Annotated in this window: 13 protein-coding genes; 4 read left to right on the forward strand and 9 right to left on the reverse strand. The window is 73.8% G+C overall.

Going from position 1 to position 16,891, the window contains the following annotated elements; genetic code table 11:
* The first annotated feature begins 50 nt into the window (after positions 1–50).
* Together ACIBEC_RS14515 and ACIBEC_RS14520 are read left to right on the forward strand one after the other, a co-directional pair.
* Positions 51–1,265, forward strand: a complete 1,215-nt coding sequence (locus tag ACIBEC_RS14515; protein WP_360509349.1) for an acetyl-CoA C-acetyltransferase — start codon at positions 51–53, stop codon at positions 1,263–1,265.
* 57 nt (positions 1,266–1,322) lie between these two features.
* The gene (locus ACIBEC_RS14520) at positions 1,323–3,518 is read left to right on the forward strand and encodes a 3-hydroxyacyl-CoA dehydrogenase NAD-binding domain-containing protein (protein WP_360509351.1); all 2,196 of its coding nucleotides are present in this window, start codon (positions 1,323–1,325) and stop codon (positions 3,516–3,518) included.
* A gap of 69 nt (positions 3,519–3,587) precedes the next feature.
* Here ACIBEC_RS14520 and ACIBEC_RS14525 read toward each other — a convergent pair whose 3' ends face one another.
* The 4 genes from ACIBEC_RS14525 to ACIBEC_RS14540 all read right to left on the reverse strand — a co-directional run bounded on the left by ACIBEC_RS14525 (position 3,588) and on the right by ACIBEC_RS14540 (position 8,374).
* Complete coding sequence (locus ACIBEC_RS14525) at positions 3,588–4,355, reverse strand: MerR family transcriptional regulator (RefSeq protein WP_360509353.1); 768 nt, start codon at positions 4,353–4,355, stop codon at positions 3,588–3,590.
* Positions 4,356–4,912: 557 nt separating this feature from the next.
* On the reverse strand, positions 4,913–5,956 hold the full coding sequence (locus tag ACIBEC_RS14530; protein WP_360509355.1) for a 2-oxoglutarate and iron-dependent oxygenase domain-containing protein: 1,044 nt from the start codon (positions 5,954–5,956) through the stop codon (positions 4,913–4,915).
* Positions 5,957–6,323: 367 nt separating this feature from the next.
* The gene (locus ACIBEC_RS14535) at positions 6,324–6,971 is read right to left on the reverse strand and encodes a response regulator transcription factor (RefSeq protein WP_360509357.1); all 648 of its coding nucleotides are present in this window, start codon (positions 6,969–6,971) and stop codon (positions 6,324–6,326) included.
* On the reverse strand, positions 6,923–8,374 hold the full coding sequence (locus ACIBEC_RS14540; protein WP_360509359.1) for a histidine kinase: 1,452 nt from the start codon (positions 8,372–8,374) through the stop codon (positions 6,923–6,925). Before ACIBEC_RS14540 ends, ACIBEC_RS14535 begins: the two co-directional genes overlap by 49 nt.
* A gap of 278 nt (positions 8,375–8,652) precedes the next feature.
* Here ACIBEC_RS14540 and ACIBEC_RS14545 point away from each other — a divergent pair, with 278 nt between their 5' ends.
* A complete protein-coding gene (locus tag ACIBEC_RS14545; RefSeq protein WP_360509361.1) occupies positions 8,653–9,366 on the forward strand; it encodes an ABC transporter ATP-binding protein in 714 nt (237 codons plus the stop codon).
* 37 nt (positions 9,367–9,403) lie between these two features.
* The gene (locus tag ACIBEC_RS14550) at positions 9,404–11,797 is read left to right on the forward strand and encodes an FtsX-like permease family protein (protein ID WP_360509363.1); all 2,394 of its coding nucleotides are present in this window, start codon (positions 9,404–9,406) and stop codon (positions 11,795–11,797) included.
* Positions 11,798–11,923: 126 nt separating this feature from the next.
* Here ACIBEC_RS14550 and ACIBEC_RS14555 read toward each other — a convergent pair whose 3' ends face one another.
* The 5 genes from ACIBEC_RS14555 to ACIBEC_RS14575 all read right to left on the reverse strand — a co-directional run bounded on the left by ACIBEC_RS14555 (position 11,924) and on the right by ACIBEC_RS14575 (position 16,873).
* Positions 11,924–12,682: a MerR family transcriptional regulator gene (locus tag ACIBEC_RS14555; RefSeq protein ID WP_360509365.1), complete on the reverse strand. Its 759-nt coding sequence runs from the start codon at positions 12,680–12,682 to the stop codon at positions 11,924–11,926.
* A gap of 145 nt (positions 12,683–12,827) precedes the next feature.
* Positions 12,828–13,832: a DUF2332 domain-containing protein gene (locus ACIBEC_RS14560; RefSeq protein WP_360509367.1), complete on the reverse strand. Its 1,005-nt coding sequence runs from the start codon at positions 13,830–13,832 to the stop codon at positions 12,828–12,830.
* A gap of 139 nt (positions 13,833–13,971) precedes the next feature.
* Positions 13,972–15,093 carry an SUKH-4 family immunity protein gene (locus ACIBEC_RS14565; protein ID WP_360509369.1) on the reverse strand — a complete coding sequence of 374 codons (1,122 nt, stop codon included), beginning with the start codon at positions 15,091–15,093 and terminating at the stop codon, positions 13,972–13,974.
* A 153-nt stretch (positions 15,094–15,246) separates the two neighbouring features.
* On the reverse strand, positions 15,247–16,197 hold the full coding sequence (locus ACIBEC_RS14570) for a hypothetical protein (RefSeq protein WP_396287930.1): 951 nt from the start codon (positions 16,195–16,197) through the stop codon (positions 15,247–15,249).
* Positions 16,198–16,282: 85 nt separating this feature from the next.
* On the reverse strand, positions 16,283–16,873 hold the full coding sequence (locus ACIBEC_RS14575; RefSeq protein WP_360508003.1) for a DinB family protein: 591 nt from the start codon (positions 16,871–16,873) through the stop codon (positions 16,283–16,285).
* Positions 16,874–16,891 lie beyond the last annotated feature (18 nt).

Here is a 16,891-nt window from a genome sequence, read left to right on the forward strand (position 1 = left end):
GCCCGAACCCCGAAGTCCGAAGTCCGAAGCCCCCGAAAGGCATTCCCATCGTGACCACCGAAGCGTACGTCTACGACGCGATCCGCACCCCGCGCGGCCGGGGCAAGGCCAACGGCTCGCTGCACGGCACCAAGCCGATCGACCTGGTCGTCGGCCTGATCCACGAACTGCGCAGCCGCTTCCCCGGCTTGGACCCGGCCGCGATCGACGACATCGTGCTCGGCGTGGTCAGCCCGGTCGGCGACCAGGGCTCCGACATCGCCCGGATCGCCGCCGTCGCGGCCGGTCTGCCCGACACCGTCGCCGGCGTCCAGGAGAACCGCTTCTGCGCGTCCGGTCTGGAAGCCGTCAACCTGGCCGCCGCCAAGGTCCGTTCGGGCTGGGAGGACCTGGTCCTGGCCGGCGGCGTGGAGTCGATGTCCCGGGTCAAGATGGCCTCCGACGGCGGCGCCTGGTTCGCCGACCCGATGACCGCCTACGAGACCAACTTCGTCCCGCAGGGCATCGGCGCCGACTTGATCGCCACCATCGAAGGCCTCTCCCGCACCGACGTGGACGCCTTCGCCGCCGAGTCCCAGGCCCGCGCCGCCAAGGCCCAGGCGGACGGCCTGTTCGACCGCTCGGTCGTCCCGGTGCGCGACCGCAGCGGCCTCGTCGTGCTGGAGCGCGACGAGTTCATCCGCCCCGGCACCACCGTGGAGACCCTGGCCGGCCTCAAGCCCTCCTTCGCCGCCATCGGCGAGGCCGGCGGCTTCGACGCCGTCGCCCTGCAGAAGTACCACTGGGTGGAGGCCATCGACCACGTCCACCACGCGGGCAACTCCTCCGGCATCGTGGACGGCGCCGCCCTCGTCGCCATCGGCAACCGCGAGGTCGGCGAGCGGTACGGGCTGCGCCCGCGCGCCCGGATCGTCTCCGCCGCCGTCTCCGGCTCCGAGCCCACCATCATGCTCACCGGCCCCGCCCCGGCCACCCACAAGGCGCTCGCCAAGGCCGGGCTCACCGCCGCCGACATCGACCTGGTCGAGATCAACGAGGCCTTCGCCGCCGTCGCGCTCCGCTTCATCCGCGAACTCGGCTTCCGCCACGACCAGGTGAACGTCAACGGCGGCGCGATCGCCCTCGGCCACCCGCTCGGCGCCACCGGCGCGATGCTGCTCGGCACCGTCATCGACGAACTCGAGCGGCGCGACCTGCGCTACGGCCTGATCACCCTGTGCGTGGGCGGTGGCATGGGCATCGCCACCATCGTCGAGCGCATCTGAGTCCGGCCCCCGGTAGACCTGGTAGACCTGGTAGACCTGGCAGACCTGGAGAACTTCATGAGCGACACCACCACCATCCGCTGGGAGCAGGACCAGGACGGCGTGGTCACCCTCGTCCTCGACGACCCCACCCAGTCCGTCAACACCATGAACGAGGCCTTCACCGCCGACTTCGAGACCGTCGTCGGGCGGCTGGCCGCACTCGGGGACGCCCTGCGCGGCGTGGTGATCACCTCCGGCAAGAAGACCTTCTTCGCCGGCGGAGACCTGCGGATGCTCTCCGCCGCCCGCCCCGAGGACGCCGAGGCCGTCTTCGAGAAGTCCATGCGGATCAAGCGCGCGCTGCGCACGCTGGAGACCCTCGGCAAGCCGGTCGTCGCCGCCGTCAACGGCAGCGCGCTCGGCGGCGGCCTGGAGATCGCCCTCGCCTGCCACCACCGCATCGCGCTGAACACCCCGGCGAGCCGGATCGGCCTGCCCGAGGTCACCCTCGGCCTGCTGCCGGGCGGCGGCGGAGTGGTCCGTACGGTGCGGTTGTTCGGCATCACCGACGCCCTGCTGAAGTTCCTGCTGCAGGGCCGCCAGTACCGCCCGGCGCAGGCGCTGGACCACGGACTGGTGCACGAACTCGTCGACACCCCCGAGGAGTTGACCACCCGGGCGCGCGCCTGGATCGAGGCCAACCCGATCGCCGTCCAGCCCTGGGACGTCAAGGGGTACAAGATCCCCGGCGGCACCCCCGCCACCCCGGCCTTCGCCGCCAACCTGCCCGCCTTCCCGGCCAACCTGCGCAAGCAGCTGAACGGCGCGCCCTACCCGGCCCCGCGCAACGTCCTCGCCGCCGCGGTGGAGAGCGCCCAGGTCGACGTCGACACCGCGATGGTGATCGAGGCCCGCTACTTCACCGAACTCGCCTGCGGCCAGACCAGCAAGAACATGATCCAGACGCTGTTCTTCGACATGCAGGCGGTCAACTCCGGTGCCGGGCGCCCCAAGGGCATCGAGCGGCGGCCGGTCCGCAAGGTCGCCGTGCTCGGCGCCGGGATGATGGGCGCGGGCATCGCCTACGCCTGCGCCAAGGCCGGCCTCGACGTCGTCCTCAAGGACACGACCGTCGAGGCCGCCGAGCGCGGAAAGGCCTACTCCGAAGGGCTGTTGAACAAGGCCATCGCGCGCGGCCGCTCCACCGAGGCCAAGCGCGACGAACTGCTCGCCCGGATCACCCCCACCGGCGACGCCGCCGACCTGGCCGGCTGCGACACGGTGATCGAGGCGGTCTTCGAGAACACCGAACTCAAGCACAAGGTGTTCCAGGAGATCGAGGACGTCGTCGCCCCCGACGCGCTGCTCTGCTCCAACACCTCCACCCTGCCGATCGGCCTGCTCGCCGAAGGCGTCCGGCGCACCGGCGACTTCATCGGCCTGCACTTCTTCTCGCCGGTCGACAAGATGCGGCTGGTGGAGATCATCCGCGGCCCGCAGACCGGCGACGAGGCCCTCGCCCGCGCCTTCGACCTGGTCCGGCAGATCGACAAGACCCCGATCGTGGTCAACGACTCGCGCGGTTTCTTCACCTCGCGGGTGATCGGCCAGTTCCTCAACGAGGGCGTCGCCATGGTCGGCGAGGGCATCCACCCCGCCTCCATCGAGCAGGCCGCCGCCCAGGCCGGCTACCCCGCCAAGGTGCTCTCCCTGATGGACGAGCTCACCCTCACCCTGCCGCGCAAGATCCGCGACGAGTACCGGCGCTCGGTCGAGGCCACCGGCGGCACCTGGACGCCGCACCCGGCCGACGCGGTCGTGGACCGGATGGTCGACGAGTTCGCCCGCCCGGGACGCAGCGGCGGCGCGGGCTTCTACGAGTACGGCGAGGACGGCAAGCGCGGGCGGCTCTGGCCCGGGCTGCTGGAGCACTTCTCCGGCTCCGGCTCCGGTTCGGACGGCTCGGGCGGCGCCGAGGTGCCCTTCGAGGACCTCAAGGAGCGGATGCTGTTCAGCGAGGCCCTGGACTCGGTGCGCTGCCTCGAGGAAGGCGTGCTGACCTCGGTCGCCGATGCCAACGTGGGCTCGATCCTCGGCATCGGCTTCCCGGCCTGGACCGGCGGCGTGTTCCAGTACATCAACGGCTACGAGGGCGGACCGGCCGGGTTCGCGGCCCGCGCCCGCGAACTCGCCGCCGCCTACGGCGAGCGGTTCGCGCCGCCGGCGCTGCTGGAGCGGATCGCCGCGGAGGGGCGGACGTTCACGGACTGACCCGGGGTGCTGCCCGGGTTCCGGGTGAGGCCGTGTCCCGCATGGCCTCACCCGGCTCCTGGCGTTCTCCTAGTTCGGCTCCTCGCCCGGCTCCTGGTCCAGTTCCTGGTCGAGTTCCTGGCCCAGTTCCTCCCGCAGGGAGCGCTGGAACGCCGTCACCAGCGCCTGCGCCACCATCGGCTGGATGTGGTCCGTCAACGCCTTCATCCGGGCCAGCTCCTCCGGTGCCGGCTCGCTCTCCCGGTAGGGCTTCCACACCGTCTCCCGGAACAGCCGCTGCAACTCCCGTGCCGTCGCCCGGCTGTGCTCCAGCACCACCGCCCGGGCGGCCAGCAGCGTCTCCAGCGGGATCGGCACGTCCAGGATCCGCACACCCAGCGGCAACAGGCCCGGATCCACCCGGAACACCTCCGGGTCGTCGGTCCGCTCCAACGCCCCCATCGCCGCCAGTCGCTCCACCTGCGCCTCCGACAGCCCCCGACCGGCCCGCCGCTCCAGCTGCGCCCGCCCCAGCTCCTCGGCGGCCTCAGGCGTCCAGGACGCCACCAGCGCCCGGTGGATCGCCAGATCCAGCGGCGTACTGTCCTCCGGCAACCGCGCCAGGTACCGCTCGATCGCCGCCAGCGTCAGCCCCTGCCGCTGCAACTCCTCGATCAGCCCCAGCCGGTCCAGGTGCGCCGCCCCGTACAGCCCCACCCGCCGCGGCCCCAACTCCGGCGGCGGCAGCAATCCTTTCGTCCCGTAGAACCGCACGGTCCGCACGGTCACCCCGGCCCGCGCCGCCAGCTCGTCCACCGTCAGCCGAACCCCGCCCGTCACGGCGCCGTGCTCCCCCATTTGCTTCCCTCCCGCGCTGGCACACTCCTGCTGTGACAGCAGCAGTGTGACAGTGCGGCCGGTGGCGGTCCACCGGCGGACCGCCACCGGCCGCCCGTCGTGGTGGCCCGCCGGTGGCCGCTGGCTGCCGCTGCCGCTGGCGCGCCGAGAGCCGGGATGCCGACGGATGCCGGGGCGGCTGGGTGCGGACCGGGTGCCGAGGGCGGCCGGATGCCGGCCCGGCCGCCGGCGGGATGTCCGCAAAATGCGCGTCCCCGGGCCGGTGTCGTGGCAGCGGTCAGGGCTGCTCGCAGGGCCGAACATCGGCAGGTTGAGCAGGCGCGAAGGGCAGGGAGGAGGATCCTCCACCGCGGGGCCGGGTACGTCGACGCCCCGGCCCGTCGCGTCAGGGCGTCGCCTGACCCACCCGGGGGCGCCGCCGGGGTGGGTCAAGGGGAGTCGGGTGCCGACGGGTGGGCTCGGGGTGCGCCCCGGTGTAGCCCGTCCACTCGTTGGGGCCGAACCGGGTCTCCCAGGGTCTCCCTGGGTCTCCCCGGTTCTCGCCGGCGCCGCCCTGGTCAGGCGAGGGCGGCGTGGTGGCGGCGGGTGACTTCGGGGTGGGCCCGGGTGTAGCCCTTCCACTCGTTGAGGCCGAAGTCGGCGAAGAGGGGGTTGTCCGGGTCCTCGGTGGCGCCGGGGGCGTGGTGGGCGAGCGGGAAGTCCAGCGGCGCGATGTGGGCGTCGAGGCGCGGGTTGTAGAAGAACGGGACGGAGAAGCGCTCGCGGGCTCCGGGCGGGCTGACCACGCGGTGGTTGGTGGCCTTGAGGTAGCCGTCCGTGGCCACTTCCAGCAGCTCGCCGAGGTTGACGACGAAGGCGCCGTCGAGCGGCGGGATGTTCAGGAAGGTGCCGTCCTGGCGTTCGACCTGGAGGCCGCCGACGGTGTCCTGGAGCAGCAGGGTGATGAAGCCGTAGTCCTTGTGGGCGCCGACGCCCTGGCCGGCGCCGTCCGGGGCGGTGCCGGGGTAGCGGACCAGCTTGAGGCGCAGGTGGGGGTGGCCCGCGAAGGCTTCGTCGTAGAAGTCGGGGCTGGCGCCGATCGAGGTGAGGAGTTCGTGCAGCAGCCGGCGGGCGACCCCGCCGAGGTGGTCGATCCAGCCGAGTGCGGCGGTGCGCAGTTCGGGGAGCGCCTCGGGCCACTGGTTGGGGCCCTCCAACCACCAGTACGGGGGCTCGCCGGTGCCGGGGACGTGCGGGGGCAGCTCGGCGCCGATGTCGAGCTGGTCGCGCCAGTCCTGGCTGCCGCCGGTGCGCTCGTCGCCGGTGCGGGTGTAGCCCCGGTAGTGCGGGGAGTTGAGGTTGCTCACGGCGAGCCGGTCGGCTTCGGGGAGGGCGAAGAAGGCGCGCATGGCCTGGGTGAGCGCGGCCGTCTCCTGCGGGGTGACGCCGTGGCCGACGAGCTGGAAGAAGCCGACGCCGGTGGCCGCGGCGCGGAGCTCGTCATGCAGGCGGCGGCGGTCCTGCGGGCTGCCGTCGGCGAGCGAGAGGTCGATCACCGGGAGGGCGTCCGCGAGGGTGGAGCCGGATCCGGTTTCGGATATGGGGGTGTGCTGCTGCGTCATGTGTGACATCCGCTGGGTCTCGTCCCGGCCGGGCCCGGTGGTCGACCGGGGGCGCCGGAGCAGTGCCTGGTGCGGCGGGTGCTCGGGGGCCGGGAGGCGGGGGCGGCCGGGTGGGGCCGCCGTTGAGGTGGTTGGAGCGAGGTTCAGCCGGAGCGTCGACAGGACATGCTGGTCACGCGGAGCAGGTCCACGTGGCGGCGGCGAACAAGGATGAGCACGGCACCAGCCTAGATGACCGGTTCGGCGGTGGGCGAGCCCCCTGCGGCGGAGGGCCGCCCATCATTTGTCGGTGATCTGTCAAATGAGGTTTGCTCGATCGCGGCGTGCTGCGATCGGCGTCCCGTTGCAGGTGGTGCTGCGTCCCCTTTCAGGAGTTGTTGAGGTACGCCAGGACGGCCAGCACCCGGCGGTTGTCGTCGTCGGAGGGCTGCAGGTCGAGCCGGACGAAGATCGACGCGGTGTGCTTGGCGACCGCCCGTTCGGTGATCACCAACTGCTGGGCGATGGCCGCGTTGGAGCGGCCCTCCGCCATCAGTGCCAGCACCTGCCGCTCGCGCGGGGAGAGGGTGGAGACCGGGCCGGCCGAGGAGTTGTGGGTGAGCAGTCGGGTGATCACCTCCGGATCCATCGCGGTACCGCCCTGGGCGACCCGTCGGACGGCGTCGATGAACTGGTCGCCGTCCATCACCCGGTCCTTGAGCAGGTAGCCGATCCCGCCGGTGCTGCCGGCCAGCAGCTCGCGCGCGTACAGCTGCTCCACGAACTGCGACAGCACCAGGACGGGCAGGCCCTGGTGGGCCTGGCGGGCGGCCAGCGCGGCCCGCAGCCCCTCGTCGGTGAAGCTCGGCGGCAGCCGGACGTCGACCACGGCGATGTCGGGCCGGTCGGCGGCCACCGCGGCGAGCAACTGGTCGCCGTTCTCGACCGCCGCGGTGACCTTCATGCCGTTGGCCTCCAGCAGCCGGGTCAGGCCGTCCCGGAGGAGGAAGAGGTCTTCGGCGATGACAACGCGCACGGGATCTCCAGGTTCACGATGGTCGGACCACCGGAGGGGCTGCTGATCGCGAGCACCCCGTCGAAGGCGGCCAGTCGGCGTTCGGTTCCGCTGAGGCCGGTGCCCCGGGACGGGTCGGCGCCGCCGTGCCCGTCGTCGGTGACCGATATCCGCAGCAGCCCGTCACTGTGCCCTATCTCGATCCATACGTGCGAGGCGCCCGCGTGTTTCACCACGTTGGCGAGCAGTTCGGTGACCGCGAAGTAGGCGGCCGACTCCACCGGGGCGGGCGTCCGCCCCGGCAGGGCGCCGGTGAAGGTGACCGGCAGCGGCAGGTCCAGCGCCGTCGCCTGCACCGCGTCGGCCAGTCCGCGGTCGGCGAGCACCGGGGGGTGGATGCCGCGGACCAGGTCCCTCAGCTCGCTCAGCGCCTTCACCGAGGACGTCCGGGCCTCGGCCAGCAGCGGGCCGATGGCGTCCGGGTCGTCCTTCAGCTGCTCGGCCACGGTCAGCAGCATGCCCAGGGCCACCAGCCGGGCCTGCGCCCCGTCGTGCAGGTCCCGCTCGATCCGGCGCAGCTCGGCGGCCCCGGCGTCGATGGTGTCCGCCCTGGTCCGCGCCAGGTGGCTGACCTGGCGGGTGAGTTCGGCCCGCCGGGAGGGGCCCAGCAGGGCCCGGGCGGCCCGCTCGTGGACCCGCAGGACCGGCGGGGATGCCCACAGGGCGGCCGCCGGTGCAACCCACAGGCCCATCCCGTAGACGATGCCCAGCGGGAAGAACGGCCCGTTCCGGCCGAAGACCTCCAGGGCGAGCGGGGCCACCAGGACGATTACGGCGGTGAGCAGCACCGCGCAGCCGGTGAGCAGCGCCCAGGCGAGGTCCCGCCAGACCGCCGGGTCGGTCAGCCAGCCGCCGGCCCGCAGCCGCTGCCAGGGGCCGGCGGTGCCGGGCGGGCGGCGGTACGGCACCGGGACGGGCCGCCCGCTCCACTTCCCGACCACCCGCCTGGTCTCCGTCGCGATCCAGCGCGCGCCGAACAGTGCGAGCACCAGCAGTGAGGGCGCCAGCCAGAGGGAGACGGACCGGCCGCCGGGCGCGGCGCCGCCGTAGAGGTGCGTCGCCATCACCGCGAGCGCGCCCGGGGAGAACAGGGCGGCCCCGACCGCCCGGCCGCCGCCCCCGGTGGCCCAGCACAGCGCCCAGAGGGCGACCGGCCCCAGCGGCACCGTCAGGATGAACGGGCCGCCCGGCCCGAACCTCCCGGCCTCGTCGGGGCCGAACAGCGCGGCGGCCAGCAGGAGCGGACCGGCCAGCAGCGAGACCAGGCCCGTCACGGCCAGCGTCACCACGTACCAGGCGCGCACGCCGTCCACGCAGGCCCGGCCCACCCGGTCCACCACTCCCGTGTGCACTTCCGTCGTCATGACGCGCCCCCTCGCCGTCCCGGAGCCCCCGTCCGGAGGCCTCGAAGCACTCGGCTCCGGAGCCCTCGCGGACCCGGTTCCGATCTGTCGGTGGCTCAGTCTGCCTGGCCGGGGCGGTCGGTGCTCTAGGCCTGAACACCCAGTTCGGGGTGTATCTGAATACACCTGGGAGAGGCCGTCCAGACGGCTGTCCGCACCCCGGCCGCGATTCGTAGCGTCATGTCCCGTCAGCCGGTCCCGGGTCTCCCCGGTGCCGGACCCCGAACCGTGGAGGGCCCGTGAACGCGCCGATCATCCGGATCCGCGGCGTCAGCAAGACGTACGACCGATCCGACGCCGCCCGCCCCGCCCTGGCCGACCTCGACCTGGAGGTACGGGCCGGCGAGGCGCTGGCCGTGCTCGGTCGCTCCGGCAGCGGCAAGTCCACCCTGCTGAACCTGATCGCCGGCCTCGACCGCCCGAGCGAGGGCGCGGTGGAGGTCGGCGGCGTGGCCGTCCACGAACTCGGCGAGGCCGCGCTGGCCGAGTACCGGCGCCGGCGGATCGGCATGGTGTTCCAGTTCTTCAACCTGCTGGACGACCTGAACGTCGAGGACAACGTGCTGCTCCCGGCCCAGCTCGCCGGGATGCGGCGCGAGCAGGCCCGCGCCCGGGCCGATGAGCTGCTGGAGCGGCTGGGGGTGGCCCGGCACGCCAAGGCCTTCCCGGGCCGGCTCTCCGGCGGCGAGCGCCAGCGGGTCGCGGTGGCCCGGGCGCTGATGAACCGTCCGCCGCTGCTGCTGGCCGACGAGCCCACCGGCGCGCTGGACACCGCCTCGGCCGCCGACGTCCGCGACCTGCTGCGCGGGCTCAACGCGGAGGGCCAGACGATCCTGCTGGTCACCCATGACACCGCGCTCGCCGACTCCTGCGCGGACCGGACGATCGAACTGCTCGACGGCCGGCTGGTGCGGGACACCGCGGCGGTGCCGGCCCCCGGGAGCGCCCTGTGAACGAGCGGCGGAGCGAGTGGCGGAGCGGGGTGGACGCATGAGTGCGCTCGGCAAGGTGGTCCGGGCGGGGGTGGGCCGCAAGCGGGTGCAGACCCTGGTCACGGTGCTCACCACGATGATGTCCGTGACGGCGTGCATCCTCGCGGTCGGGCTGCTGGTCGCCGCCCAGGGCCCGTACCAGCGGTCCTTCACCGCCCAACACGGCGCGCACCTCAACGCGCTGTACGACCCGGCCAAGGCGAGCCCCGCCCAGCTCGCCGCGGCCGCCCACGCGGCCGGTGTGACGGCCACGGCCGGCCCGTACCCGGCGGTCACCGTCCAGCCGCGCTCGGGGGAGGACACCGAGCTTCCGCCGCCCGGCAGCCTGCTCCCGCCGATGACCCTGGTCGGCCGGGCCCAGGACGGCCCGATGGACGGCCTGCGGATCACCAAGGGCCGCTGGGTCGCGGGCCCGGGCGAAGTGGTGTTCCTGGACGGCCACTCCCCGCTGACCGTCGGTGACAGCATGCAGTTCCCGGACCTGCCCGGGCACCCGACGCTCAAGGTGGTCGGGCTCGCCGCCTCCGTCTCCTGGAGCGCGGACGGCTGGGTCGCCCCCGAGCAGGTCGCCGGGCTGACCGCGCCCGGCACCACCCCCGCCGCCCAGTACCTATACCGCTTCGCCCACGCCGACACCGACGCCGAGGTGGAGGCCGACCACGCCGCGCTCGCCGCCTCGGTGCCGGCCGGCGCGCTCACCAAGGCGACCTCCTACCGGCCCGCCCAGGAGGAGGCCAACCGGACGGCCTCGACCTTCGTCCCGTTCGTCACGGCCTTCGGGGTGCTCGGCCTCGCCATGTCGGTGCTGATCATCGGCGTCGTGGTCAGCGGCGCCGTCACCGCCGCGACCCGGCGGATCGGCATCCTCAAGTCCCTGGGCTTCACGCCGGCCCAGGTCGCGCGCGCCTACGTCGGGCAGGCCCTGATCCCCGCCGGGATCGGCACGGCGCTCGGCGTGCTCGGCGGCAACCTGCTCTCCGTACCGGTCCTCGGCATTGCCCATAAGGCCCTGCACGGCGGCCTGCTCGGCATCCCGCTCTGGGTGGACCTCGCCGTCCCGGCGGCGGCCCTGGCCGCCGTGACGGGCACCGCCCTGGTGCCGGCGCTGCGGGCCGGACGACTGCGCACGGTGGAGGCGCTCACGGTCGGCCGGACGGCGCCGGGCGCCAAACGGGCCGCCGCCCAGGGCGACCGGGGCCGGGCCGCGTCGGCAGGCCTCCTGACGAGAGTTCGGAACGGGATCGGCCGACTTCCGGTGCCGCGCTCGCTGAGCCTCGGACTGGCGAGCCCGCTCAACCGACCGGCCCGGTCCGCGACCACGGGGGCCGCGGTGGTGCTCGGCACGGCCGGGGTCACCCTCTGCGTCGGCCTGACGCTCTCGCTCGGCCTCCTCCAGGACGGCCTGGAGGCCGGGCGCGCCGGCAAGGTCGTGGTCCAGACCCCGATGGAGGGCACCGCGAAGTCCGCCGACGGCGTGGACGAGGCGGCCGTGGCCCGGGCGATCGGCGCCCGCCCGGGCACCCGGGCCTGGTACAGCAGCGTCCCGACGCCGGCGTCCGTGGCCGGGAACACCGGGCGCTCCGAGATGGTCGCGTTCACCGGCGACGTCTCGTGGAGCGGCTACCAGCTGGTCTCCGGCCGCTGGTTCGACGGCCCCGGCGAGATCGTGGTCGGATCGGCCTACCTGCGCGCCAACCAGGCGAAGGTCGGCGACACCGTGACCCTCACCGACCACGGGCGCACCACCCCGGCGAAGATCACCGGCGAGGTCCTGGCCACCAACGACTTCGTCTTCCTGGACCGGGCCGCACTGGCCCCGCTCGGCGGCGCCGTCGCCGCCGAGGCGATCTCCTTCCACATCGACCTCACCCCCGGCACCGACGCGAAGGCGTACGCCGACGCGCTCGACAGTGCGGTCCAGCCGATGGGACTGAGCGCTGAGCCCGGCGAGCAGCACATCAACGTCGTGGTGCTGGCGATGAACACCCTGGCCGGGACGCTCACGCTGCTGCTCTCGGTGGTCGCGGGGCTCGGGGTGCTCAACACGGTGCTGCTGGACACCCGGGAGCGGGTGCACGACCTCGGGGTGCTCAGAGCGCTCGGAATGTCGCCCCGGCAGACCGTCGGCATGGTGCTCACCTCGGTCTGCGGCAGCGGGCTGGTGGCCGGGCTGATCGGGGTGCCGATCGGGATCGCGGTGCACCACCAGGTGATGCCCGCGATGGCCCGCGCCGCCGGGATCGGCGTGCCCGACGCGGACCTCGGCGTCTTCGACCCGTCGGTGGTGGGGCCGCTGATACTCGGCGGCCTGGTGCTGGCCCTGCTCGGCGCCGCCCTCCCCGCCACCTGGGCGGCCCGGACCCGGACGGTCACGGCGCTGCGGACGGAGTGACGGCGGCGGGCCGTTCCTGAGGCGGCCGCTCCCGCGGGCTGGTCCCCCGCAGGAGCGGCCCGCCCAGGGGCAACCGCGCTCAGGGGCAACCGCGCTCAGGACAACCGCGCTCAGGGGCAACCGCGCTCAGGACAACCGCGCCGCCGCGTACGCCTCCATGGCGGCCCGCTGGTACGCGGCCAGGCCCGGGGCGATGGCCTCGTACGCGGCGCGCCACTGCTCGTTCTCGGTGCAGGAACGCGCCATCGCGCGGTACTCCTCCACCGAGACCGACCGGATCGTGCCGAGCAGCCGGTACTCCTCGTCGATCATGCTCTGCACGGGCTCGGCGCCGGCCGGGTGGCCGGACGCCACCAGCTCGGCCAGCCGGACCATGCGCGCGGTCCGCTCGCGCTGCCCGGCCGCGATCTCGTCCGGGCTCATCGCGGCGGTCGCACGCCGGGCCGCCTCGGCGTGCTCGGGGAAGTCGCGCAGGCCGGCGTCGACATCGGCGGGCTGGATGCCCTCGAACAGGTTCTCGGGGCGGTTGATGGTCATGAGTGTGCCGTCCTTCCGGGAGCGTTCCAGGTCGGCGATCGTGCGGGAAACGGTGGCGGCCAGGGCGTCCAGCCGGTCGCGTTCGGCGACCAGCTGCCGGTGGTGGCCCCGCAGGGCGTGCAACTCGTCCACCTGCTCGCCCAGGATCCGGGCGATCTCGGTCAGCCCCACGCCCAGCGCCCGCAGTACGAGGATCTGCTGCAGTTGCAGCAACTGCCGCTCCTCGTAGTAGCGGTGGCCGTTGGTGCCGATCCGGGCCGGGGGCAGCAGTCCGATCTCGTCGTAGTGCCGCAGCGTCCGGGCGGTCACCCCGGACATCCGGGCGACCTCCGCAATCGGCCAGGTCATGGCCGCCTCCCTCGCTTCCGGGTCCCCACGTTCGTCGTACCGGGGCCGGTTCCTCCGGCCCCGGTACGACGGTAGAAGCTGCCGCTGCGGCAGCTTCAAGCCCGGACTTCCGGGGCCGCCCGCGACCCCGTCCCAGCCCGGCCGGCTACGCCTCGCCGAACCAGTCCAGGGACTGTCCGTGCGGCCCGGTGAAGGCCACCGGCCGCTCGTCCAGGGCGAGCGCGAACAGCCCGGATCCGGCCGGGGCCGGTCGGGGCAGGCGCCGGGCGACGGTCGGCAGCACGGAGACCGCCTCGTTGGAGATCCAGTGCCCGGGCAGCTCGTGCATGGTCGCCGCGAACTCCTCCCGCGCCTCCGGCGGCAGGTACGCGAGCACGGCGCTGTGGAACACCACCGGCGTCGCCCCCGCCGGCACCCGCTCCACCAACTCCCGTACCGTCGCGTTGAGATCGCCGCGCACCAGCAGCGGCGGCTCGGCCCGGGCGACCCGGACGGCGCCGCGCAGTCGGTCCAGCCGGTGGGTCTGCTCCGGCCAGACCAGCGACTCCAGCCAGCGCATGTCCTCCTCGGCCCGGACGTCCAGCGGGTTGAGGTCGACCCCGGCCCGCCACACCACCGCGGGCAGCCGCTCCCGAAGGGACGCGGGGAGCGGCACCGGCCCGCTCACCGCGCAGTCCAGCGTCACCGGGCTCGCCGCGTCGCCGAACTCGGCCGGCGGGGCGCCCACCCCGTCCGCGGGCAGGTAGCGGTAGCGGTACCGGTCCGGGTACAGGCAGAGCCCGGCCGAGGCGCCCACCTCGATCAGCGCGAGCGGCTGCGGCAGGGTCGCCAGCAGCGGCAGCAGGGTGGCGCAGCGGCCCGACTCGTTGGTCTGGGTCAGGCGCTCCAGCATGGTGGCCGACGCCTCGTCCCAGTGGGCCGTCACCCAGTCGCGGAAGGCCGGCCAGCCCTCCGACACCGGCCCGCCCAGGTGCCGGACGGCACCGAACAGCAGGTTCGGCTGTCGCTTCACGGCCGGCAGCCCGTCCAGCATCGCGCACAACTGCCCGTCCTCGGCGAGGTGCTCGGCCAGGTCCTGGTAGATCGCGGAGTTGCCGCGAGCCTCTCGCTCCGCGAACGCGCGGTAGAGGTCCCCCGTATCGCTGTGCATCTCTCTTGCACCCCTTCGAGTGATCGAATCGGCACAGCCTACGCCCGGCCCACCGCGCCTTCCGGCGCCCCTCCCGGCCGCGTTTCCCGCGGCCGGCACGCTGCCCCAGCGGTGGACAGCGCCGGCACCCCGCGCGCTGTCACCCCAGCATGCCGCCCATGTGCCCGTCCTCGGCGAGCAGCCGCCAGGAGCAGCCCGGCGAGGCGAAGGCTTCCGGGTCGACGGCCTCCACCAGCCGGTCCACCACCGTGCTCAGCAGTGACTGCGGGTCGAACACCGCCCAGGTGTCGTGGCCCCGGCCGTAGTCCCAGCGCTCCCACTCGGCGCGCAGCCGCTCGTACGTCCAGAGGGCGTAGAGCAGGGCGGACAGGTCGCGGTTCAGGTAGGCCTCGGGCTGGCCGTCGTCGTACCAGTCGGGCAGTTCGAGTCGGCCGGTGGCGCCGTCCAGGGCGATCGTGAGGTCCGTCGGCCAGTCCCCGAGTGCGATGAAGTCCCGCTGGTACGGGCGGTCCTCCTCGCCGTCGAAGTACTCCGGGTACGCCTCGCCCATGGTGACCAGCGGTTCCTCGCACACCCCGAACATCGCCCCGCCCAGCGGCAGCCCGACTTCGGTCAGCAGCCGCCGGGTCGGCTCGTGCACCAGGGCGGCGGGCAGGTACTCGGGCCGGAAGCGGTGCACCTGGCCGGGGCCGTCGTCCTCGTCCGTCAGCGCGGCGAGCTCCGCCACCAGCTCCGGGCCGACCTCGTACGCGGGCCCGCCCGGACCGCCCGGCAGCGCGCCCCAGCCCAGCGCGTGCACCAGCAGCGCGGTGCCCCAGTGCGCCGGTGGCGTGGAGTCGCTCGCGAACAGGCCCGGATCGACCTCCCGCATCCGCCGTTCGGCCTGCGCCATGACCTCGGCCACCACGGCCGGGCCGCGCCGCCCGTCCAGGGCCTCCGGCCGCCGGGCGGCCTCGGCGACCGCCTCGACCTCCCGTATCAGGCCGGACAGCGTGGTCAGATCGGAGGCCAGCGGATCCCGACGGGGGCCGCCGTTGTCCAGGAATACCTCACCGGTCGCCCCGTCCAGCAGCACCAGGTTGCCGACGGCGGCGAAGGGGGTGCAGTAGTCCGTCTCGCCGAGGACGAACAGCCGCTCCGCGTCCGCCGGGAACGGCCGCAGCACCCCGAACTCCAGGAACGCCCCCGCGGTCGGCAACCCCTCCCGCGCCAGGAACTCCCGGCTCTCCGCGTGCACCACACCGTCCGGCGAACCCGCCACTTGCTCACACCCCACGAACCCCACCCTTCCCCGGCCCTGACCCCCAGACCCTAGCGGCCCGGCCCGACATCGCCGCGCGGGTTTCGGGGCACACCCCCGGTCCGGCTGCTACACCTCCAGCTCCTGAACCGTCGGCTCCCGCACCTCCGGCCCCTACGCCGCTGCCGCCTGCGTTCCTGCCGCCGGGTCCACGTTCCAGTGCTCGGGCAGGTCCGCGTCGCAGAAGGCGCAGGCGTAGTGCTCCTCGCGGACGAGGTTGCACGCGGTGCACCGGGGGCAGCGGCGGAAGACCGCCGCGTACGTGAAGGCACCCGGGTGCGGCAGGCCGACGCGGGTGAGGGCGGCGGTCACGGCGGGCCAGGAGGTGGTGTCGGGGCAGTAGCCGGTGGAGTGGTTGCTGATCGTCTCGACTTCCCAGCCCCCGCCCGACCGCCGGAACCCGATCTCTCCGGCGCTCAGTACCAACCGCCCGCCCGCGCAGGCCACGTGCTCGCTGCGGCGCGGGGCGAGCAGCAGCGCGCCGCCCAGGTCGACCACGAAGGTGAACGGCTCCGCCAGTTCCTCCGCCGTCTGTCCGTCCACCCAGGCGGTGAACTCGTCCGCCGTCCGGACCGGTCGGCCGCCGGGCCCGGCGGCCGACCGCAGTTCCGGCGGCCCGACGTACCGGTACGCCCGGCCGAAGCCGTCCGCGACCTCCGCGGCGATGCCCCGCTCGGCCAGCCGCACCTTCCAGTACGCCATCTCGACGGCTGTCCCGTGGAGCCCGAAGTTCCTGAGTTCGGCGAGGAGTTCACGGGTCCGCTGCAGGGAGGACGCCGAGCCCTCGCGGAGCGTCCGCAGGGCCGCCAGCGGGTCGGTGAGCGATCCGGCGAGTCGGAGCCGGGCCGGCCCGTGGGTGGTCAGCAGTGCCTCGCGGACGTCCTCCGGTACCGTCGCCGGGCCCCAGTACTCGCAGAGGGTGGTGCCGCAGTGCGGGCAGGAACTGTCGGCGTCCCACCACAACTCCCGCCCGTGCATCAGGAACTGCCCGACGCTGCGGATGGCGGTGCCCCCGCAGGCCCCGCATCGGACGGTCATCTGCACACCCTGTTCCGCACCGGTCATGCCCGACACCCTACGGCGATCACCGGGCGTGGCAGGGCGCCGGGACGAGGCGCTCCCCGGACGAGCCGGAGGGCGGGCGAGTGGGTCAGGCGAGCCCGCCGGCCTTGCGGGCCCCCTGCTCCACCCGGTCGTGGTGGGCCTGCCACCAGTCCGCGTCGCCCTCGGCGGTGTTGATGCCGTCGGGGCGCTGGCCGATGGCGCCGTCCACGAGCTCGCGGACCAGGTCGGCGTGGCCGACGTGGCGGTGGCATTCGGCGATCATGTGGACGAGGACCCGGTGCAGGGTCTGCTCGGGGCGGTCGCCGAACGGGAGTCGGCCGGTCGCCTCCAGCGGCAGGGCCTCGATGGTGGCGTCCGAGTGCGCCCAGACCCGCCGGTAGCGCCCGACGATCTCCTGGGTGGTCTCGTCCGGCCGCGCCCACAGGTCGGCGTTCGGCTCGGTGTCGCCGGTGAACCACAGCGGGGTCGGCTCGGGGAAGGGGCGCCCGAAGGTGTCGCCGAAGTACATCGCCTCGGCTCCGGTGAGGTGCTTGACCAGGCCCAGCAGGTTGGTCCCGGTGGGGGAGAGCGGGCGGCGCAGGTCGTATTCGGAGAGGCCGTCGAGCTTCCAGAGCAGCGCGTCGCGGGCGTCCTGGAGGTAGATCCGGAGGTCGGTCTTGTCGTCCGTCACAGTCATGGGACCAGTCTGTTGATT

This window comes from Kitasatospora sp. NPDC051164 (assembly GCF_044455625.1).
Classification (GTDB): domain Bacteria; phylum Actinomycetota; class Actinomycetes; order Streptomycetales; family Streptomycetaceae; genus Kitasatospora.